The 16,721-nt window shown below is 58.7% G+C and carries 12 protein-coding genes and 2 pseudogenes; 8 read left to right on the forward strand and 6 right to left on the reverse strand.

Features of this window, described 5'->3' with window-relative positions; genetic code table 11:
• Both potE and AACY49_RS00010 read left to right on the forward strand, forming a co-directional pair.
• Positions 1-965 (forward strand): putrescine-ornithine antiporter (potE, locus tag AACY49_RS00005; RefSeq protein ID WP_339521320.1); only part of this gene is annotated, 965 nt, incomplete at its 5' end.
• A gap of 48 nt (positions 966-1,013) precedes the next feature.
• On the forward strand, positions 1,014-1,919 hold the full coding sequence (locus tag AACY49_RS00010; protein WP_339521321.1) for an amino acid ABC transporter substrate-binding protein: 906 nt from the start codon (positions 1,014-1,016) through the stop codon (positions 1,917-1,919).
• Between the two features lie 248 nt (positions 1,920-2,167).
• Here the strand turns inward: AACY49_RS00010 and AACY49_RS00015 are convergent.
• Positions 2,168-2,585, reverse strand: a pseudogene (locus AACY49_RS00015) (transposase); the annotation flags it as partial.
• Positions 2,586-2,718: 133 nt separating this feature from the next.
• Here AACY49_RS00015 and AACY49_RS00020 point away from each other — a divergent pair.
• Together AACY49_RS00020 and sugE are read left to right on the forward strand one after the other, a co-directional pair.
• Positions 2,719-3,222 (forward strand): annotated as a pseudogene (locus AACY49_RS00020) (transposase); the annotation flags it as partial.
• Between the two features lie 194 nt (positions 3,223-3,416).
• A complete protein-coding gene (gene sugE / locus AACY49_RS00025) occupies positions 3,417-3,731 on the forward strand; it encodes a quaternary ammonium compound efflux SMR transporter SugE (protein ID WP_339521322.1) in 315 nt (104 codons plus the stop codon).
• A 125-nt stretch (positions 3,732-3,856) separates the two neighbouring features.
• Here sugE and AACY49_RS00030 read toward each other — a convergent pair whose 3' ends face one another.
• The 3 genes from AACY49_RS00030 to AACY49_RS00040 all read right to left on the reverse strand — a co-directional run bounded on the left by AACY49_RS00030 (position 3,857) and on the right by AACY49_RS00040 (position 7,412).
• Complete coding sequence (locus AACY49_RS00030) at positions 3,857-5,731, reverse strand: MFS transporter (RefSeq protein WP_339521323.1); 1,875 nt, start codon at positions 5,729-5,731, stop codon at positions 3,857-3,859.
• A 112-nt stretch (positions 5,732-5,843) separates the two neighbouring features.
• Positions 5,844-6,995 (reverse strand): TDT family transporter, encoded by a 1,152-nt coding sequence (locus AACY49_RS00035; RefSeq protein WP_258696869.1) that lies wholly within the window; start codon positions 6,993-6,995, stop codon positions 5,844-5,846.
• A gap of 105 nt (positions 6,996-7,100) precedes the next feature.
• A complete protein-coding gene (locus AACY49_RS00040) occupies positions 7,101-7,412 on the reverse strand; it encodes a cupin (RefSeq protein ID WP_258696870.1) in 312 nt (103 codons plus the stop codon).
• Positions 7,413-7,777: 365 nt separating this feature from the next.
• Between AACY49_RS00040 and AACY49_RS00045 the strand changes: the two genes are divergently transcribed.
• Complete coding sequence (locus AACY49_RS00045) at positions 7,778-11,248, forward strand: hybrid sensor histidine kinase/response regulator (protein ID WP_258696871.1); 3,471 nt, start codon at positions 7,778-7,780, stop codon at positions 11,246-11,248.
• A gap of 142 nt (positions 11,249-11,390) precedes the next feature.
• Here the strand turns inward: AACY49_RS00045 and rmuC are convergent, their stop codons facing one another.
• Entirely contained in the window at positions 11,391-12,755 is a 1,365-nt protein-coding gene (rmuC, locus tag AACY49_RS00050) for a DNA recombination protein RmuC (RefSeq protein ID WP_258700770.1), read from the reverse strand.
• A gap of 175 nt (positions 12,756-12,930) precedes the next feature.
• Positions 12,931-13,254: a sel1 repeat family protein gene (locus tag AACY49_RS00055; protein ID WP_258696872.1), complete on the reverse strand. Its 324-nt coding sequence runs from the start codon at positions 13,252-13,254 to the stop codon at positions 12,931-12,933.
• Positions 13,255-14,245: 991 nt separating this feature from the next.
• Between AACY49_RS00055 and AACY49_RS00060 the strand changes: the two genes are divergently transcribed.
• The 3 genes from AACY49_RS00060 to AACY49_RS00070 all read left to right on the forward strand — a co-directional run bounded on the left by AACY49_RS00060 (position 14,246) and on the right by AACY49_RS00070 (position 16,645).
• On the forward strand, positions 14,246-14,470 hold the full coding sequence (locus AACY49_RS00060) for a hypothetical protein (protein ID WP_007898912.1): 225 nt from the start codon (positions 14,246-14,248) through the stop codon (positions 14,468-14,470).
• A 275-nt stretch (positions 14,471-14,745) separates the two neighbouring features.
• Positions 14,746-15,228, forward strand: coding sequence for a hypothetical protein (locus tag AACY49_RS00065; RefSeq protein ID WP_046032924.1), 483 nt, complete (start codon positions 14,746-14,748; stop codon positions 15,226-15,228).
• A 145-nt stretch (positions 15,229-15,373) separates the two neighbouring features.
• Positions 15,374-16,645, forward strand: coding sequence for an OmpP1/FadL family transporter (locus tag AACY49_RS00070; RefSeq protein WP_258696873.1), 1,272 nt, complete (start codon positions 15,374-15,376; stop codon positions 16,643-16,645).
• Positions 16,646-16,721: the final 76 nt, after the last annotated feature.

Below are 16,721 nucleotides of genomic sequence, written 5' to 3' on the forward strand. Positions count from 1 at the left end.
TCGGAACGGTCGGCTTGCTCTGGTTAACCACCGTGGCCAACTTTGGTGGCCCCAGCATCACGGGCAAGATCGGTGCGATTACCGTCTGGGGTGTGATCATCCCGGTGGCCGGCTTGAGCATCATCGGCTGGTTCTGGTTCAAACCCGATGTGCTGGCTGCCGCCTGGAACCCGAATAACCTGCCCATCTCCGAAGCCATCAGCAAGGCGATTCCCCTGACCCTGTGGGCCTTCCTCGGCATGGAATCGGCGGCACAGGCCTCCGATGCAGTGGAGGATCCCAAACGCACCGTGCCGCTGGCCTGCCTGTTTGGCACGCTGGGTGCGGCAGTGGTTTATGTGCTGTCGACCACGGTTATTCAGGGGATCATACCCAATGCCGAACTGGCTAACTCATCGGCCCCTTTCGCGCTCGTCTATGCACACATGTTCAACCCCACTGTCGGCAACATCATCATGGCGCTGGCGGTGATGGCCTGTGTTGGTTCGCTGCTGGGCTGGCAGTTCACCCTGGCGCAAACCGCCAAGATGACGGCTGACCAGGGCATGTTCCTGAAACTGTTCGCCAAGGTCAGCGCACGGGATGCCCCTATAGTCGGAATGCTGGTCTGTGGTGTGTTGCAGACCTTGTTGGCGCTATCGACCATTTCGCCCAACGCCAGTGCCCAATTCGGAAAGCTCGTCAGCCTGGCGGCAGTGACCAACCTGATTCCCTATGTGACAGCGGCCACCGGTCTGTTGGTCATGATGTACAAAGCCAACGTCAGTGCCGGCGTATACACCCGCAACACAGTGCTATTACTGGTTGCCGTGGCCTATTCCTTGTACGCCCTGTATGCCTGCGGCAGAGACGCCGTGTTCGGCGGCACCCTCGTCCTGGTGTTCGGCTACCTGCTCTACGGTTTCCTCGCCAAACGTTTTGTCGACCCATCTCCAACCGCTCAGACCCGGGCCGACAACCCTTGACCATTGCTTTCAGGACTGCACAAACCTCTGAATTCGGGGAACCAGGATATGAACGTGAAACTGACCAAAACCAACAACCTGCTGCTCGTCTGCCTGCTCACGCTGGTACCGGCACTGGCCAATGCCAATACGCTTGAACGCGTGCGGACGAGCAATACCTTCACCCTCGGTTACCTGCCGGACGTTGCACCTTTTAGCGTCCAGGCTGCCGATAAAGCCAGCGGTTATGCCATCGATCTCTGTCTGAAAATCGCCGACAAGGTCAAGACCGAGTTGGGTTTGCCCGGGTTGCAAATACGTTACCAGCCCGTCACGGTCACCGACGTCATGAGCGCCGTCAGCTCCGGGAAGATCGACATTCTTTGTACGCCCACGCCCCCCACACTGGAGCGGCGCAAGGCTGTGAGCTACTCGGTACCGATCTACACGGCCGGCCTCTCGGTCGTGGTGCGCAAGGATGCATCAGAGGCGTTGCTCAATGTGCTTAATGGCAAGGTGGCTCGTACCGGGCCAACCTGGCGAGCGACTGTCAACCGCGGGCTGTCCAACCAAACCTATGCTGCCACCGCTGGCGGAGTCACCGAGGCATGGATCCGTCAGCAGATGCGATTACTCGGGGTGGTCGCCACGCTGGTCACCGTCGAAAACACCGCGGCTGGCCTCAAGCTGGTCTCCGAAGGCAAAGCCGATGCTTACTTCGCTGAACGCATGATGCTCCAGAACCTCCTCAGTACCCATTACTCCGCAGGAAATCTGGTCCTGCTGGAGCGTATTTTTGAGTACGCACCGACTGCAATGGCAGTGGATCGAAACGATGAAAATTTCCGTTTGTTGGTCGACACCGCGCTGAGTGAAATGTACCGCTCCGGGGAGATTGAGCAGGCATTCGACAAATACCTGGGTGGCGCCAGTGACACGGCCAAAAAGTTGTTCAAGGTCTATGCGATACCGTAGTGGCACGCCAAAAATATTCGGCTCAATCAGCACGCAACGCAGGGCCAGTAGAAGCCAACCTGGCTTCACAGTCACAGAAGCGGAGAACTCCGATCAACAAGCACTGGATCCCTCTTGGCCTGGTCGCCATTGTCAAACTTCACCATCAGCGATATCAAAAATGACGGTAGGTCAAAATACAATCAAACCCGTCGCCTATTGCATGCTTTTCGACTGCTGCGAGCTCCTCGCAGCAAGCAGTCCTCGCGTTATAGGCGCACCTCTCCTACATTCGCCAATACAATGTCGACGAGCGAGGTCGCGGAAGCGCACTTTCACACAATCGAACTGACACTTGATCACTCGAAATGGATGCTCTTCCTTCGCCCGCACTTGAGCCATGGCTTACGCGGTCCTGCGGATCGCTTTGTACAAGGCACTATGCTTGCCCAGTTCCTTGTAGGTACTGCGTCATGCTTCAACCTGCCAGATGAACGGGCGCCCTGCATGCGATCCGCGCTTCTCAACTCCGGTATAAAAGGCATCGGCACACACTACGTTTCGCTCGCAGTGCAGCAACTTATCGACTTGGGTATCGCCCGTGACATTCGCCGCTGTGACGAACACTCTGTACACCAAGTCCGACTCATCGTCAGCGCCAATGTGTGCTTTAGCACCGATGAAATACTATTTTCAGTACAGCTTCGCGTGATGGGTGGTTGCTTCCCTTTCTGACCAGCAGCTATCGGCCCAGAGTGTGTAAAAACGCCTTCGCGAACACTTGCTATGATTTCTGAGGATTTCATCGCAGGGATCGCCCATGAAGCGCTTTATCCAAGGTGAACATCGAGGCCAAGGCACCTTGCTTCCCGAGAGCCTCGACGACTACGTCAGCGATACCAATCCGGTGCGCGTAGTCGACGTCTTCGTCGATGACCTCGACCTGGTCAATCTGGGCTTTGAAGGTGCCATTCCAGCCGAAACTGGCCGGCCTGCTTACCACCCGGCGATCCTGCTGAAGATCTACATCTACGGTTATCTCAACCGCATCCAGTCGAGCCGACGTTTGGAGCGAGAAGCCCAGCGCAACGTCGAGCTGATGTGGCTGACCGGGCGTTTGATGCCGGACTTCAAGACCATCGCCAACTTCCGAAAAGACAACAGCAAGGCCATCCGAGGCGTCTGTCGCCAGTTCGTGGTGCTGTGTCAGCCGTTGGGACTGTTCGGAGAACATCTGGTCGCCATCGATGGCAGTAAATTCAAAGCAGTCAACAACCGCGACCGCAATTTCACCAGTGCCAAACTGAAACGGCGCATGGAAGAAGCTGCTCTCGACGTATTTCCGTCGCATGAGCGAGAAACAAGATCGGCAAATCGCGGCTCAGCAGGCCACTGACTAAGCCGAAACTTGATCCTCGGGTTAATGATCGGCACTCTATTGCGCAACGCGAGGACGACCTCGCGGCTCGATCGAGTGATTAATCCGGGGACGACCCCATCCATCGATGGAGGTCCTTGATGTCCTGGATCATTCTGTTTTTTGCCGGCCTGTTCGAAGTCGGCTGGGCTGTGGGCCTGAAATACACCGACGGCTTCAGCCGCCCTCTTCCTACCGCACTGACCGTTGCCGCCATGACGATCAGCCTTGGCCTGCTGGGCCTTGCCATGAAGGAGTTGCCGCTGGGCACAGCCTATGCGATCTGGACGGGTGTGGGTGCAGTCGGAACGGTGATCGCCGGGATCATTCTGTTTGGTGAGTCCATGGCGCTGTTTCGGCTGGCCAGTGTGGCGTTGATCATTACCGGGTTGGTTGGGCTCAAGGTCAGCGCTTAGGCCACTACCGTCTTCGCGGGCAAGCCTCGCTCCTACAGGTTTTTTGTTGTGCCACATAGTGTGGACACACCATCAATCCTTGTGGGAGCCGGGCTTGCCCGCGATGAGGCCCGCAAAGTCACCGACTATCTAACCGCCCCACGCAACTCCCCCACCAACCCTTGCAATGTCGCCGGTTCAGCCGCTTCAACGGCCACCGCCGGCCCCGCCACCAGGGTCACCCGCGACCACAGCCTGCGAAACACGCCCTTGTCCGGATCACGGCTGAAGAAACTCCCCCACAAACCCTGCAACGCCAATGGAATCACCGGCACCGGCGTTTCTTCGAGAATCCGCGTCAGCCCGCCCTTGAACTCATTGATCTCGCCATCGGCGGTCAATTTTCCTTCAGGGAAAATGCACACCAACTCACCGTCCTTCAGGTACTGGGCGATACGGGTGAAGGCTTTTTCGTAAATCTGGATGTCTTCCTGACGCCCCGCTATCGGAATTGTCCCGGCCGTGCGGAAGATGAAGTTCAGCACCGGCAAGTTGTAGATTTTGTAATACATCACAAAGCGAATCGGCCGACGCACTGCGCCGCCAATCAGCAACGCGTCGACGAACGACACATGGTTGCAAACCAGCAGCGCCGCGCCTTCATCGGGAATCAGGTCCAGGTTGCGATGCTCGACACGGTACATGGAATGGCCAAGCAGCCAGATCATGAAGCGCATGCTGAATTCCGGGACGATTTTGAAGATGTAAGCGTTGACGCCGATGTTCAGCAGCGAGACCACCAGAAACAGCTGCGGGATCGACAGTTTGGCGATGCTCAGCAAGACGATCGACACAATCGCCGACACCACCATGAACAGAGCGTTGAGAATGTTGTTGGCGGCGATCACTCGGGCCCGTTCGTTCTCGACGGTGCGGGACTGGATCAACGCATACAGCGGCACGATGTAGAAACCGCCGAAGACCCCAAGCCCCAGGATGTCGATCAACACCAGCCAGGTGTGACCGAAGCCAAGAACTTCGATCCAGCCATGGCCGGCAACGCTGTCCGGAATCCCACCGGAATGCCACCACAGCAACAGGCCAAATACGGTCAGACCGAACGAGCCGAACGGCACCAGACCGATCTCTACTTTGCGTCCGGAGAGTTTCTCGCAGAGCATCGAACCCAGTGCGATACCGACCGAGAACACCGTAAGAATCAACGTCACCACAGTCTCGTCGCCGTGCATCCATTCCTTGGCATACGCCGGGATTTGCGTCAGATAAATCGCCCCGACGAACCAGAACCAGGAGTTGCCGACAATCGAGCGCGATACCGCAGGGGTTTGCCCCAGGCCCAGTTTCAAGGTGGCCCAGGACTGGCTGAAGATGTTCCAGTTCAGGCGCATTTGCGGCGATGCCGCCGCGGCCCGGGGAATGCTGCGGCTGGCCAGGTAACCGAGCACCGCAATACCGATGATTGCCGTGGACACCACCGGCGCGTAGTTGCTGGCGGACATCATGATTCCGGCGCCAATCGTCCCGGCGAGAATTGCCAGAAAGGTGCCCATTTCCACCAGACCGTTTCCGCCCACCAGCTCTTCTTCGCGCAAGGCCTGCGGCAAGATCGAGTATTTCACTGGCCCGAACAGCGCCGAGTGGGTGCCCATGGCAAACAGCGCCACCAGCATCAGCGACAGGTGATCGAACATGAAACCGACCGCGCCCACCGTCATGATGACGATTTCCCCGAGCTTGATCAGACGGATCAGCGCGTCCTTGGCGAATTTTTCCCCGAACTGCCCGGCCAGCGCCGAGAACAGGAAGAACGGCAGGATAAACAGCAACGCACACAAGTTGACCCAGATCGAACGGTCACCCTCAATCGTCAGCTTGTACAAAATGGCGAGGATCAGCGACTGCTTGAAGATGTTGTCGTTGAAGGCCCCGAGGGACTGCGTGACAAAAAACGGCAGGAAGCGCCGAGTGCGAAGCAAGGTGAACTGCGAGGGGTGACTCATCTTCCATGTGTCCCTGATTTTGGGTAGCTGATTTTGGGTAGAGAGTGGTGTGAATGCTGTTATTGGAATATCGAACGTCCATCCAGGCCACACATTACCTAATCTTTGCCGGTTATTTCTTTAATCCTGCGATACACGGCGACACAAACAACTCGCCCCGCCACGCCCCCTGCACGGTACGTTTGGCGACAATCAGCCACATCACCGCCAACATGGCCACCAACACGCAACCAAAGACACTGAAAAACGCCAGGTTCAAGGTGCTGGCCAGTTTCAGCGTGGCCAGGGAGTAGACGCCCAGCGGGAACGTGAAGCCCCACCAGCCGAGGTTGAACGGGATACCGGCGCGCAAGTAACGCACGGTGATCAGCAGCGCCATCAGCATCCACCAAAGCCCGAAGCCCCACAGCGTGATGCCGGCCACCAACCCAAGCCCCGCCGCTATTTCACCGATACCCGGCAGACCGTTGGCGGCAAAGATCGCCGGCGCGTCGGCGCCCAACAGCAACATACCCAACGCACCGGTGCCAATCGGGCCGAGGGCCAGCCAGCTCGAGGCAGCCATATTCTCGTGGGGCAACTTATGCAACGCCATGCGCAACAACAGGATGGTCAGAATGCTGAACGCCACCGGCAGGGAAAAGGCCCAGAGCACATAGCTGGTGACCAGCACCACCCATTGTGAATGAGCATCGGCCAGGTGCGGTGCCAGCAGGCCGCCGCTGGCAGCCGCCACTTCCGCCGCCACCACCGGCAACAGCCAGACGGCGGTCATCTGGTCGATGCTGTGTTCCTGACGGGTGAACATCATGTAGGGAATCAGTACGCCGCAAGCCAGCGACATCGCCACGTCCAGCCACCACAGTACTTCGGCGACATGGATCACGCCGTCGCCCCAGCGCGGCAGACCGAACAACAGAAAGCCATTGATGATGGTCGCAAGCCCCATGGGAATGGTGCCGAAAAACATCGAAACCGTGGAATGGCCGAAAATCCGCCGCGCCTCGTCGAAGAACATTGCCCAACGCGCGGCATACAGGGTCGTGAACAAAACAAACAAGGCGATATTGAACAGCCACAGGCTTTCGGCAAACGCATGCAAACCGGGAATCGACACCGGCAATTGCGCAAGCGCCAGCGCCAATACACCCGTGCCCATGGTCGCTGCGAACCAGTTGGGGGTGAATTGGCGGATGGCTTCTCGAGGGTGCTGCAAATGACTGAACGGTTTGATACCGGGCTTAACGCTTTGGGTGCAGGTCATGGCGAACTCCTGTCCTCTAGTGAGGTGGAGCTCATGGTAGATCCAAATCGAATATCGATATAACGGGTAATATCTCTATCTGTTATCTATTTTGCAGATAATAGATCAGACGCTGCCTTCCGTCTCGACCACCAATATTCTCGCCACACCCAACGGATGAGCCACATGCTCGGTGCCCACCGACGCATAAAAAATATCGCCGACCTCGAGCAGCGTTTCCTTCTCCAGGCCCTCTTCGCGATAACGCATTTGCACTTGCCCATCGAGCACCACGAACACTTCCTGGCCATCGTTCACGTGCCATTTATAGGGCTGATCGGTCCAGTGCAAACGAGTGGTGATGCCGTTCATGTTGGCAATGTCCAGCGCCGCCCAGGCACGATCGCCGGTGAAGGATTTGCTGCGGATGATCTTCATGGGGCGGTCCGTCGAAATGAATGGCAGCGCCAAGGCTAACGGTCATCGAACATCGACGCCACAGGCTTTGACGGACTGCATCGGTTGATCGATATTGCGTTGAGTCAGTGATACCGCCAATCGCGAGCAGGCTCGCTCCCACATTATTGGATTGAGGGTGCCCACCTATTTTGTGTTCACTGAAGATCAACTGTGGGAGCGAGCCTGCTCGCGATGAGGCCCGCAATGACGACCAGGATCTGACGGATACACAACCTGCGACACCCCGCCACGCCACGACCTTGGTCGACACTGACTAACTCAGGCACTCATGCGAGACTGTCTGGACCGGGAGCAGTCCCGGGTGTCTTCTGTCTGGAGTTCCCATGTCGCTGTCCACCGGGCTGATCGCCACCGTCGCCCTGGCCTATATGGCCATCCTGTTCGCCATCGCCTTTTACGGCGACCGTCGCAGCACGCCGTTGCCGCCACGGGTGCGTGCCTGGGTGTACAGCCTGTCGCTGGCCGTCTATTGCACCAGTTGGACGTTCTTTGGCGCCGTGGGCCAGGCGGCCGAACAACTCTGGTCATTCCTGCCGATCTACCTCGGGCCGATCCTGCTGCTGGTGTGCGCGCCGTGGGTCCTGCAAAAAATGGTGATGATCAGCAAACAGGAAAACATCACCTCCATCGCCGACTTCATCGCCGCCCGCTACGGCAAATCCCAGTCCCTGGCGGTGGTGGTGGCGCTGATCTGCCTGGTCGGCGTATTGCCTTACATCGCCTTGCAGCTCAAGGGCATCGTGCTGGGTGTAAACCTGTTGATCGGCGCCGGCGCCGACGCCATGGGCACGCGCGCACAGGACACGGCGCTGATCGTATCCCTGGTGTTGGCGCTGTTCACCATCGTTTTCGGTACTCGTAACCTCGACGCCACGGAACACCACCGTGGCATGGTGCTGGCGATTGCCTTTGAATCGCTGGTCAAGCTGTTCGCTTTTCTCGCGGTTGGCGCCTTCGTGACCTACGGCCTGTACGACGGTTTCGACGACCTGTTCGACCAGGCCATGCTCGCCCCGCGCCTTGAAGCGTACTGGAAAGAAACCATCAACTGGCCGTCCATGGTGGTGCAGACCGGTGTGGCGATGATGGCGATCATCTGCCTGCCCCGGCAGTTCCATGTGACCGTGGTGGAAAACATCGATCCCCAGGACCTGCGTCTGGCCAAGTGGGTGTTCCCGGCCTATCTGGCGCTGGCGGCATTGTTTGTCGTGCCGATCGCGCTGGCCGGTCAGATGATGCTGCCCAGTTCGGTGCTGCCGGATTCATTCGTCATCAGCCTGCCCCTGGCCCAATCTCACCCGGCCCTGGCGATGCTGGCGTTTATCGGTGGCGCTTCGGCGGCGACCGGCATGGTGATCGTCGCCAGCGTGGCGCTGTCGACCATGCTCTCCAACGACATGCTGCTGCCGTGGTTGCTGCGGCGTAACAACGCCGAGCGACCATTCGAAGTGTTCCGCCAGTGGATGCTTTCGGTACGCCGAGTCAGCATCGTGGTCATTCTGCTGCTGGCCTACGTCAGCTATCGTCTTCTGGGCTCGACCGCGAGCCTGGCGACCATCGGCCAGATCGCCTTCGCCGCCGTGACCCAACTGGCCCCCGCCATGCTCGGCGCGCTGTACTGGAAACAGGCTAACCGTCGTGGCGTGTTCGCCGGGCTGGCCACCGGGACGTTCCTCTGGTTCTACACCCTGGTGTTGCCGATCGCCGCCAACAGTCTCGGCTTGCCCCTGAGCAGTTTTCCGGGCCTGGCCTGGCTGCAAGGCAACCCGTTGAACCTGCCGATCACGCCGCTGACTCAAGGCGTGGTGCTGTCCCTGGCGGGCAACTTCACTTTGTTCGCCTGGGTCTCAGTGTTGTCGCGCACGCGGGTTTCGGAGCACTGGCAGGCCGGTCGCTTCATTGGCCAGGAAATCAGCGCCCGCCCCAACGCTCGTTCGATGCTGGCGGTACAGATCAACGACTTGCTGCAACTGGCCGCCCGTTTCGTCGGCGAAGAACGGGCTCGTCAGAGTTTCATCCGTTTCGCCTACCGCCAGGGCAAAGGCTTCAACCCGAACCTGAACGCCGACGGTGAATGGATCGCCCATACCGAACGCTTGCTGGCCGGTGTACTCGGCGCGTCATCGACTCGGGCGGTGGTAAAAGCCGCCATCGAAGGTCGGGAGATGCAACTCGAGGATGTCGTGCGAATCGCCGACGAAACCTCGGAAGTGCTGCAGTTCAACCGCGCCCTGCTGCAAGGCGCCATCGAGAACATCACCCAGGGCATCAGCGTGGTCGACCAGTCGCTGAAACTGGTGGCCTGGAACCGGCGTTACCTTGAGCTGTTCAACTACCCCGACGGCTTGATCAGCGTTGGCCGGCCGATCGCCGACATTATTCGCTACAACGCCGAGCGCGGCCTGTGCGGCCCCGGCGAAGCGGAAGTGCACGTTGCCCGCCGCTTGCACTGGATGCGTCAGGGCCGGGCTCATACCTCCGAGCGGCTGTTCCCCAACGGCCGAGTGATCGAGCTGATCGGCAACCCGATGCCCGGCGGTGGTTTCGTCATGAGTTTCACCGACATCACCGCGTTCCGCGAGGCCGAGAAGGCGCTGACCGAAGCCAATGAAGGCCTCGAACAACGGGTCACCGAACGGACCCACGAATTGTCGCAACTCAACCTTGCCCTGACCGAAGCCAAGGGCACCGCCGAATCGGCCAACCAGTCGAAAACCCGTTTCCTGGCCGCCGTCAGCCATGACTTGATGCAACCGCTGAACGCCGCGCGACTGTTCTCTGCCGCCCTCTCCCATCAGGAAGACGGCTTGTCCAGCGAGACCCGGAAACTGGTTCATCACCTGGACAGTTCACTGCGCTCGGCCGAAGACTTGATCAGCGACCTGCTGGACATTTCCCGCCTGGAAAGCGGCAAGATCAACCCTGATCGCAAGCCCTTCGTGCTCAATGAGTTGTTTGACACGCTGGGTGCCGAGTTCAAGGCTCTGGCGCAAGAACAAGGGCTGAAATTCCGCGTCCGGGGCAGTTCGCTGCGGGTCGACAGCGACATCAAACTGTTGCGGCGGATCTTGCAGAACTTCCTGACCAATGCCTTCCGCTACGCCAAAGGGCCAATACTGCTTGGCGTTCGGCGATGCAAGGGTGAGCTGTGCCTGGAAGTCTGGGACCGTGGACCGGGCATTCCGGAAGACAAACAGCAGGTGATTTTCGAAGAGTTCAAACGCCTCGACAGCCACCAGACCCGGGCCGAGAAAGGGCTGGGCCTGGGGCTGGCGATTGCCGATGGGTTGTGTCGCGTACTGGGTCACTCCTTGCGCGTGCGTTCCTGGCCGGGTCGCGGCAGCGTGTTCAGTGTCAGCGTGCCGTTGGCTCGGGCACAAACCGCGACGCCGGCCAAAGTCGCCGAACTCAATGGTCATTTGCTCAGCGGCGCGCAGGTGCTGTGTATCGATAACGAAGACAGCATCCTGATCGGCATGAACAGTTTGTTGACACGCTGGGGTTGCCAGGTCTGGACCGCACGCAACCGTGATGAATGCGCGACGCTGCTTGGCGACGGGGTGCGCCCGCAGTTGGCACTGGTGGATTACCACCTGGACGATGGCGAGACCGGAACCGAGTTGATGGCGTGGTTGCGCACGCAACTGGGCGAGCCGGTGCCGGGGGTGGTGATCAGTGCCGATGGACGGCCAGAGACGGTGGCCCAGGTGCATGCCGCGGGCCTGGATTACCTGGCCAAACCGGTGAAACCGGCGGCGTTGCGGGCGTTGTTGAGTCGGCATTTGCCGTTGTAAAGCGGCAAGCTTGCACCCTGTAGTGGGGCGATTGACGCCTTCGCGGGCAAGCCCGCTCCCACAGGGGTTTGTGGTGTTTCACTCTATTTGTGCAACAACACCAATCCACTGTGGGAGCGGGCTTGCCCGCGAAGCTTTTCGGCTACTCCGGCAATTCGGCCAAGCCATCGACATCGGTCATCGCCCGCTCCAGCAGGTCCGCCGGCAAGCTCTTGCTGGCCCGCGCCCCAAGCAATTTGAGCTGTTCACTGCGACTGACCAGGTTGCCACGGCCTTCTGTCAGTTTATTGCGTGCAGAGCTGTAGGCCTTGTCCAGTTGCTGCAAGCGATTGCCGACCTCGTCCAGATCCTGAATGAACAACACGAACTTGTCGTACAGCCAACCGGCACGCTCGGCGATTTCCCGGGCGTTCTGGCTCTGCCGCTCCTGTTTCCACAGGCTGTCGATGACCCGCAAGGTGGCCAGCAACGTGGTCGGACTGACAATCACGATATTGCGGTCGAAAGCCTCCTGAAACAGCGTTGGCTCAGCTTGCAACGCCGCGGAAAATGCCGCTTCGATCGGGACGAAAAGCAGGACGAAATCCAGGCTGTGCAAACCGTCGAGCCGCTTGTAGTCCTTACCCGCCAGGCCTTTGACGTGATTTCGCAGGGACAGCACGTGCTGCTTGATGGCGATCTGGCCGATGCTGTCGTCCTCTGCCGCCACATATTGTTGATAGGCCGTGAGGCTGACCTTGGAATCGACCACAACCTGTTTGTCGCCGGGCAGATAAATAATCACATCCGGCTGGAATCGCTCACCATCCGGCCCCTTGAGATTGACCTGAGTCTGGTACTCACGCCCCTTCTCCAGGCCCGCGTGCTCAAGCACCCGTTCGAGAATCAGTTCGCCCCAATTGCCTTGGGTTTTCTGCCCTTTCAAGGCGCGCGTCAGGTTGGTGGCTTCGTCGCTCAGGCGCAGGTTCAGTTGTTGCAGCCGTTCCAGTTCCCTGGCCAGGGAAAAGCGCTCGCGGGCCTCGGCCTGATAACTTTCCTCGACGCGTTTTTCGAACGACTGGATACGTTCCTTCAACGGATCGAGCAATTGCCCCAATCGCTGCTGGCTGGTTTCGGCAAAGCGCTGCTCACGCTCATCGAAAATCTTGCCCGCCAGCTCGGCGAACTGCGCCCGCAGCTCGTCTCGCGAGCCTTGCAGGTCGTTGAGGCGCTGTTGATGGCTTTCCTGTTGCTCGCGCAGCTCGGCATTGAGGGAGGCGGCCTGAGCGTCCAGGCGACGCAACTCAGCCTCTTTGCCGGCGCGTTCGATGTTCCAGGCGTGGGCCGCGTCGCGGGCGTCGTCGCGTTCGATCTGGAGCAGTTCGACCTCACGGCGCACGGCGGCCAGATCAGCCTGTTTGGCGGCGTTGGCCTGGCTCAGGTCAGCGATTTCATCACGGCAGGTGTCGAGCTGGGCATTCAAGCCGTCCTGCGTCAGCTGGGCCATGGCGAGGCGCTCTTCCAGCAACGCCAGTTCGGCCTGCCCCGCGCTCGCCCGACGCTGAAGTTGCCAGGCCAGTACCAGTAACGGCAACGCAGCGCCCGCCAGCCCCAGCAATGCGCTGGTCAAGTCCATCGCCATAGCCACTCCTGCCGATTCGATAAAGCGTGAAGGTTAACCAAGGCGTCAGGTCTTGGACAGCTCAGTCTTCGATCAGGCCGAGTTCCTGTCGGGCGCGTCGGTCCCCGGCACGCGCGGCCTGGCGCAACAGCTCCTGGCCAATGCGGCGATCCCGGGCATTACCGCATTCGCGGCACATCAGCTGGCCGAGGCGGCTTTGCGCGGCCACGACGCCGTCACGGGCAGGCTGCTTGAGCAGACGTCCGGCCAAGTGTTTGACGTTGGAATTTTCGCCCAGGCGCGGGCTGTCCAGTAGCCACTCGGCCACACGCATCGAAAAGCGCTTGGGTGGGGTAACACTGGAGGTTGTTGAGGCAGCAGAGACTGATACTGAGCGAAACTTCATAAAGCACTGTGGGGCAGATCGGAAGGCGCGCACTCTACTCTTTTTTTCGTACAGGTAAAGCCGGAAAAAGCCTGCACGCCCGTCCTAGAGCAAGTGCTTGGGACAATCCACAGAAGCTGTGGATAACTCAGTGGACAACCGCCCTTGAACTCGCGCAAAGCCGTGTGGAATGGGGCCCGCAGTCAAACTGACGATTTTTTCACCAGTAAAAAAAAGCGATGTTTTTCATTGACTTAAATTTTCGTTACAGGCAGCCACCCCCGTTGAGGCGAGGATGACAGTGGAATGACAACCCGCGCAACTTATGTGCACAAGTCCCTGCGAGGCGGTTATATCGATGCGCTTTTTCGGCGCGTTTTGTCGGCAACACCTGGGGATAAACCCGGGCAACCCGCGCTACCGATTGATCCTGGCTCGATCGTCCTCTCAGGACAACAGCCGGGTTCCGGGCTATTAGGGGGCACATGTCTGCAAGTAGACTTTTCCGATAACTCATCCAGACGTGGTCGGCAGGCACTCCAGCGATCTTTTTACGAACAGGCTTCCCTTCGGCCATTCAATCCGTTAGTATCCGCGGCGTTAGTACCAAGCTGAAAGTCAATTCTGGTCGAACAAATCCCCCCGGTCAGCCTTCCTGAAGAAGCCTCCACCGACAAAGCGGGATCGACCACCTCGATGGTTTCCAGGTAAATCTTGCGCCAACACAGCCTTTGAATCGAAAGCAAAGGGTGTTGCGAAGCTCACTTACTCTGACCGAACCAACCTGCAAATTGATCAGGATCTTCACCCCGGGCCCAGAACCTTTGCCCTTGATGTGTCGCCTGCCCTCCTAAGTACCTACCTGCCAGCCCAAGCGCGCCAACTTATCAGCGCTTCAAACTGGCTGCTTTGTTCCAGTCGGGTTCTTCGTTCGACCAATGGTGGTCGTCGTCACTGGAACGTTTTAACTTTGCACGGTTCTTATCCGTGTCGCTTGTAGGAACACCCAATCATGTCTACTCAAATCCACACTCAGGATGCCATTCGCACCCTAACCAACGCTTTTGCACCAATGAACTGCCTGATCATGGCCGCTCGCAAAGGCTGCTTCAGCTTTACTCTGGTCAACGAACACGGCATCGCTCGTCATAGCGAACGCCTGTACCCCGATCAATACTCCAGCGCAGAACCGCTGCAGGCTGTGATCGAGCGTACTCGCCAGGCACTGGTTGCCTGAGACGCCAGAAAGGCTGAAAACCTCAAAAGCCCCGCTGAAAAGCGGGGCTTTTTATTGCCCGATATTTCTCATTTCGTGCCCCACGGCTAAGCACCAACCGATATAACGGTTATAACTCGAAGCCGGAAATATTTTAAAAACAGTCCTTTACAGCAAAATAATGACACTACACTTCAACTCAAGCGGCTTGAGCCGCTTCCGGCGAACCTGATTCGATTCATTGCTGCCAAGGCCTCCTTCAGGTATCGCCGACCACTTCATGTTTCGAGGGCGTTATGGGTATCGCTGCCAGCGAACTGTGCCGTTATGTGATCCGTCCGACATTGATCTACCTCGGACGCCATAGCGCGACTGCCGAATCCCTGCTGCTGGGCATTGCCGCCAGTCAGTCTGCCCTTGGCTCAGCCCTGCATGACCGCCGTGGACATGGCCTGTACCGAATCGCCGAACCCCGCCACCAGGCCCTTTGGGATCACTACCTGGCCCTGGACCCGGAACGGGCGAGCCTGGTCCGCGGACTGGCCAGTCAGCATGCTTTTTTAAGCGGACCGCACCTCGAATTGACCGTCAACCTGCGCTACGCCACCGCCATCGCCTGGCTGCTGGTAGAAGAACAGAACACTCCCCTCCCCGCCGCCGATGACTTGTTGGGAATGGCCCGAATCTGGCGCCAGACCTTCCAGCCCCAAGGACGTCTCAGAGATTTCACCTGCGCCTGGCAAACCTGTGTTTCACCGCTGAATCAGGTCGCCTGCTGACCACCCCCGTTTCAAAAATCGCCAAATAGGCGCGAATTTGGTCGGATTGTCCTACAAAACCGCTCTAACTCAAGCGATACGGGCTATAGCGCCCGGACGAAAATATTGGTAATTTCCGCTCCGGTGATCACCAGGAGTTCTAATAATGAAAAAAGTAATGCTCAAAACCACCCTTAGCCTCGCCGTTGCCTTGGCATCCACCCAGATCTTTGCAGCTGGCTTTGCCATCAACGAACAAAGCATCAGCGGGATGGGTACAGGTTTTGCCGGGCGATCTTCCTCTGCCGACGACGCAAGCACCATTTTCGGCAACCCTGCTGGCATGTCTCGCCTCAAGCGCGAACAAGTGACCGGCGGCGTCGCACTGCTCGACGCACACACGGATATCAGCCACGCCAGCTCCCGCCCGAACAGCGGCAGCAACGATGGCGACATGGTTCCCCTCCTCGCCGTGCCGATGGGTTACTACGTCAAGCCAATCGATGACCATTGGGCATTCGGTATTGGCATGTACGCCCCGTTCGGCCTGGTGACTGACTACGAGAAAGGCTTTGCCGGCCGTTACTTCGGCAGCAAGAGCGACGTAAAAGTCATGACCTTGCAACCGACTGTCAGCTACGCCTTCAACGATAAGGTGTCGATCGGCTTCGGTCCGACCATCAACCGCATTACCGGCACCCTGGAATCGAATCTGTCGATCACCCAGGCCGCGCCGGACGGCAAGGTCAAGATCAAGGGTGACGACACCGCGCTGGGCTACAACGTCGGCGTACTGGTTCAAGCCACCGACAGCACGCGCGTCGGCCTGACCTACCACTCGAAAGTGAAGTACAAGCTCGAAGGCGACACCAAGGTCAACTACAACGTCCTCGCGGCCGTGGGCCAAAGCCCAAGCCAGAAGTATGATGCTTCGCTGGACGTGACCACGCCTGAGTCGGTCGACCTCTCGCTCACTCATCAGCTGGATGACAAGTGGACCCTCTACGCAGGCAGCACCTGGACTCGCTGGAGCCGCCTGAAAGAAATCTCCGCCGAAAACAAAGGCGTGCCGACCATCCTGAATGGCCAGTTCGGCACCATCACCGAAGAGCAGAACTGGCACGACACCTGGGCTCACGCCATCGGCGCGTCCTACCAGTTGAACAAGGAATGGGTACTGCGTACCGGCCTGTCCTTCGACCAGGCACCGACCAACAACGTCAACCGTTCCCCACGGATCCCGACGGGCGATCGCAAGATTTTCAGCCTGGGCGCCGGCTGGAGCCCGACCGACGACCTGACCATCGATGTGGCGTACTCGTACCTGCGTGAAGAGTCGGTCAAGATCAACAACAGCAACAACCGTGGCCAGACCTACAACGCCACGTATGAAAACTCGGCGAACGGTTTCGGTGTAGGCGCGACCTACCGTTTCTGATGATTCACGGCGAACCTGAACCCCTCGCCGCCTGAATTGAAAAAGCCCCGCACTCTTGTATAGAGGCGGGGCTTTT

Source organism: Pseudomonas sp. EL_65y_Pfl2_R96 (assembly GCF_963970905.1).
Taxonomy (GTDB): Bacteria; Pseudomonadota; Gammaproteobacteria; order Pseudomonadales; family Pseudomonadaceae; genus Aquipseudomonas.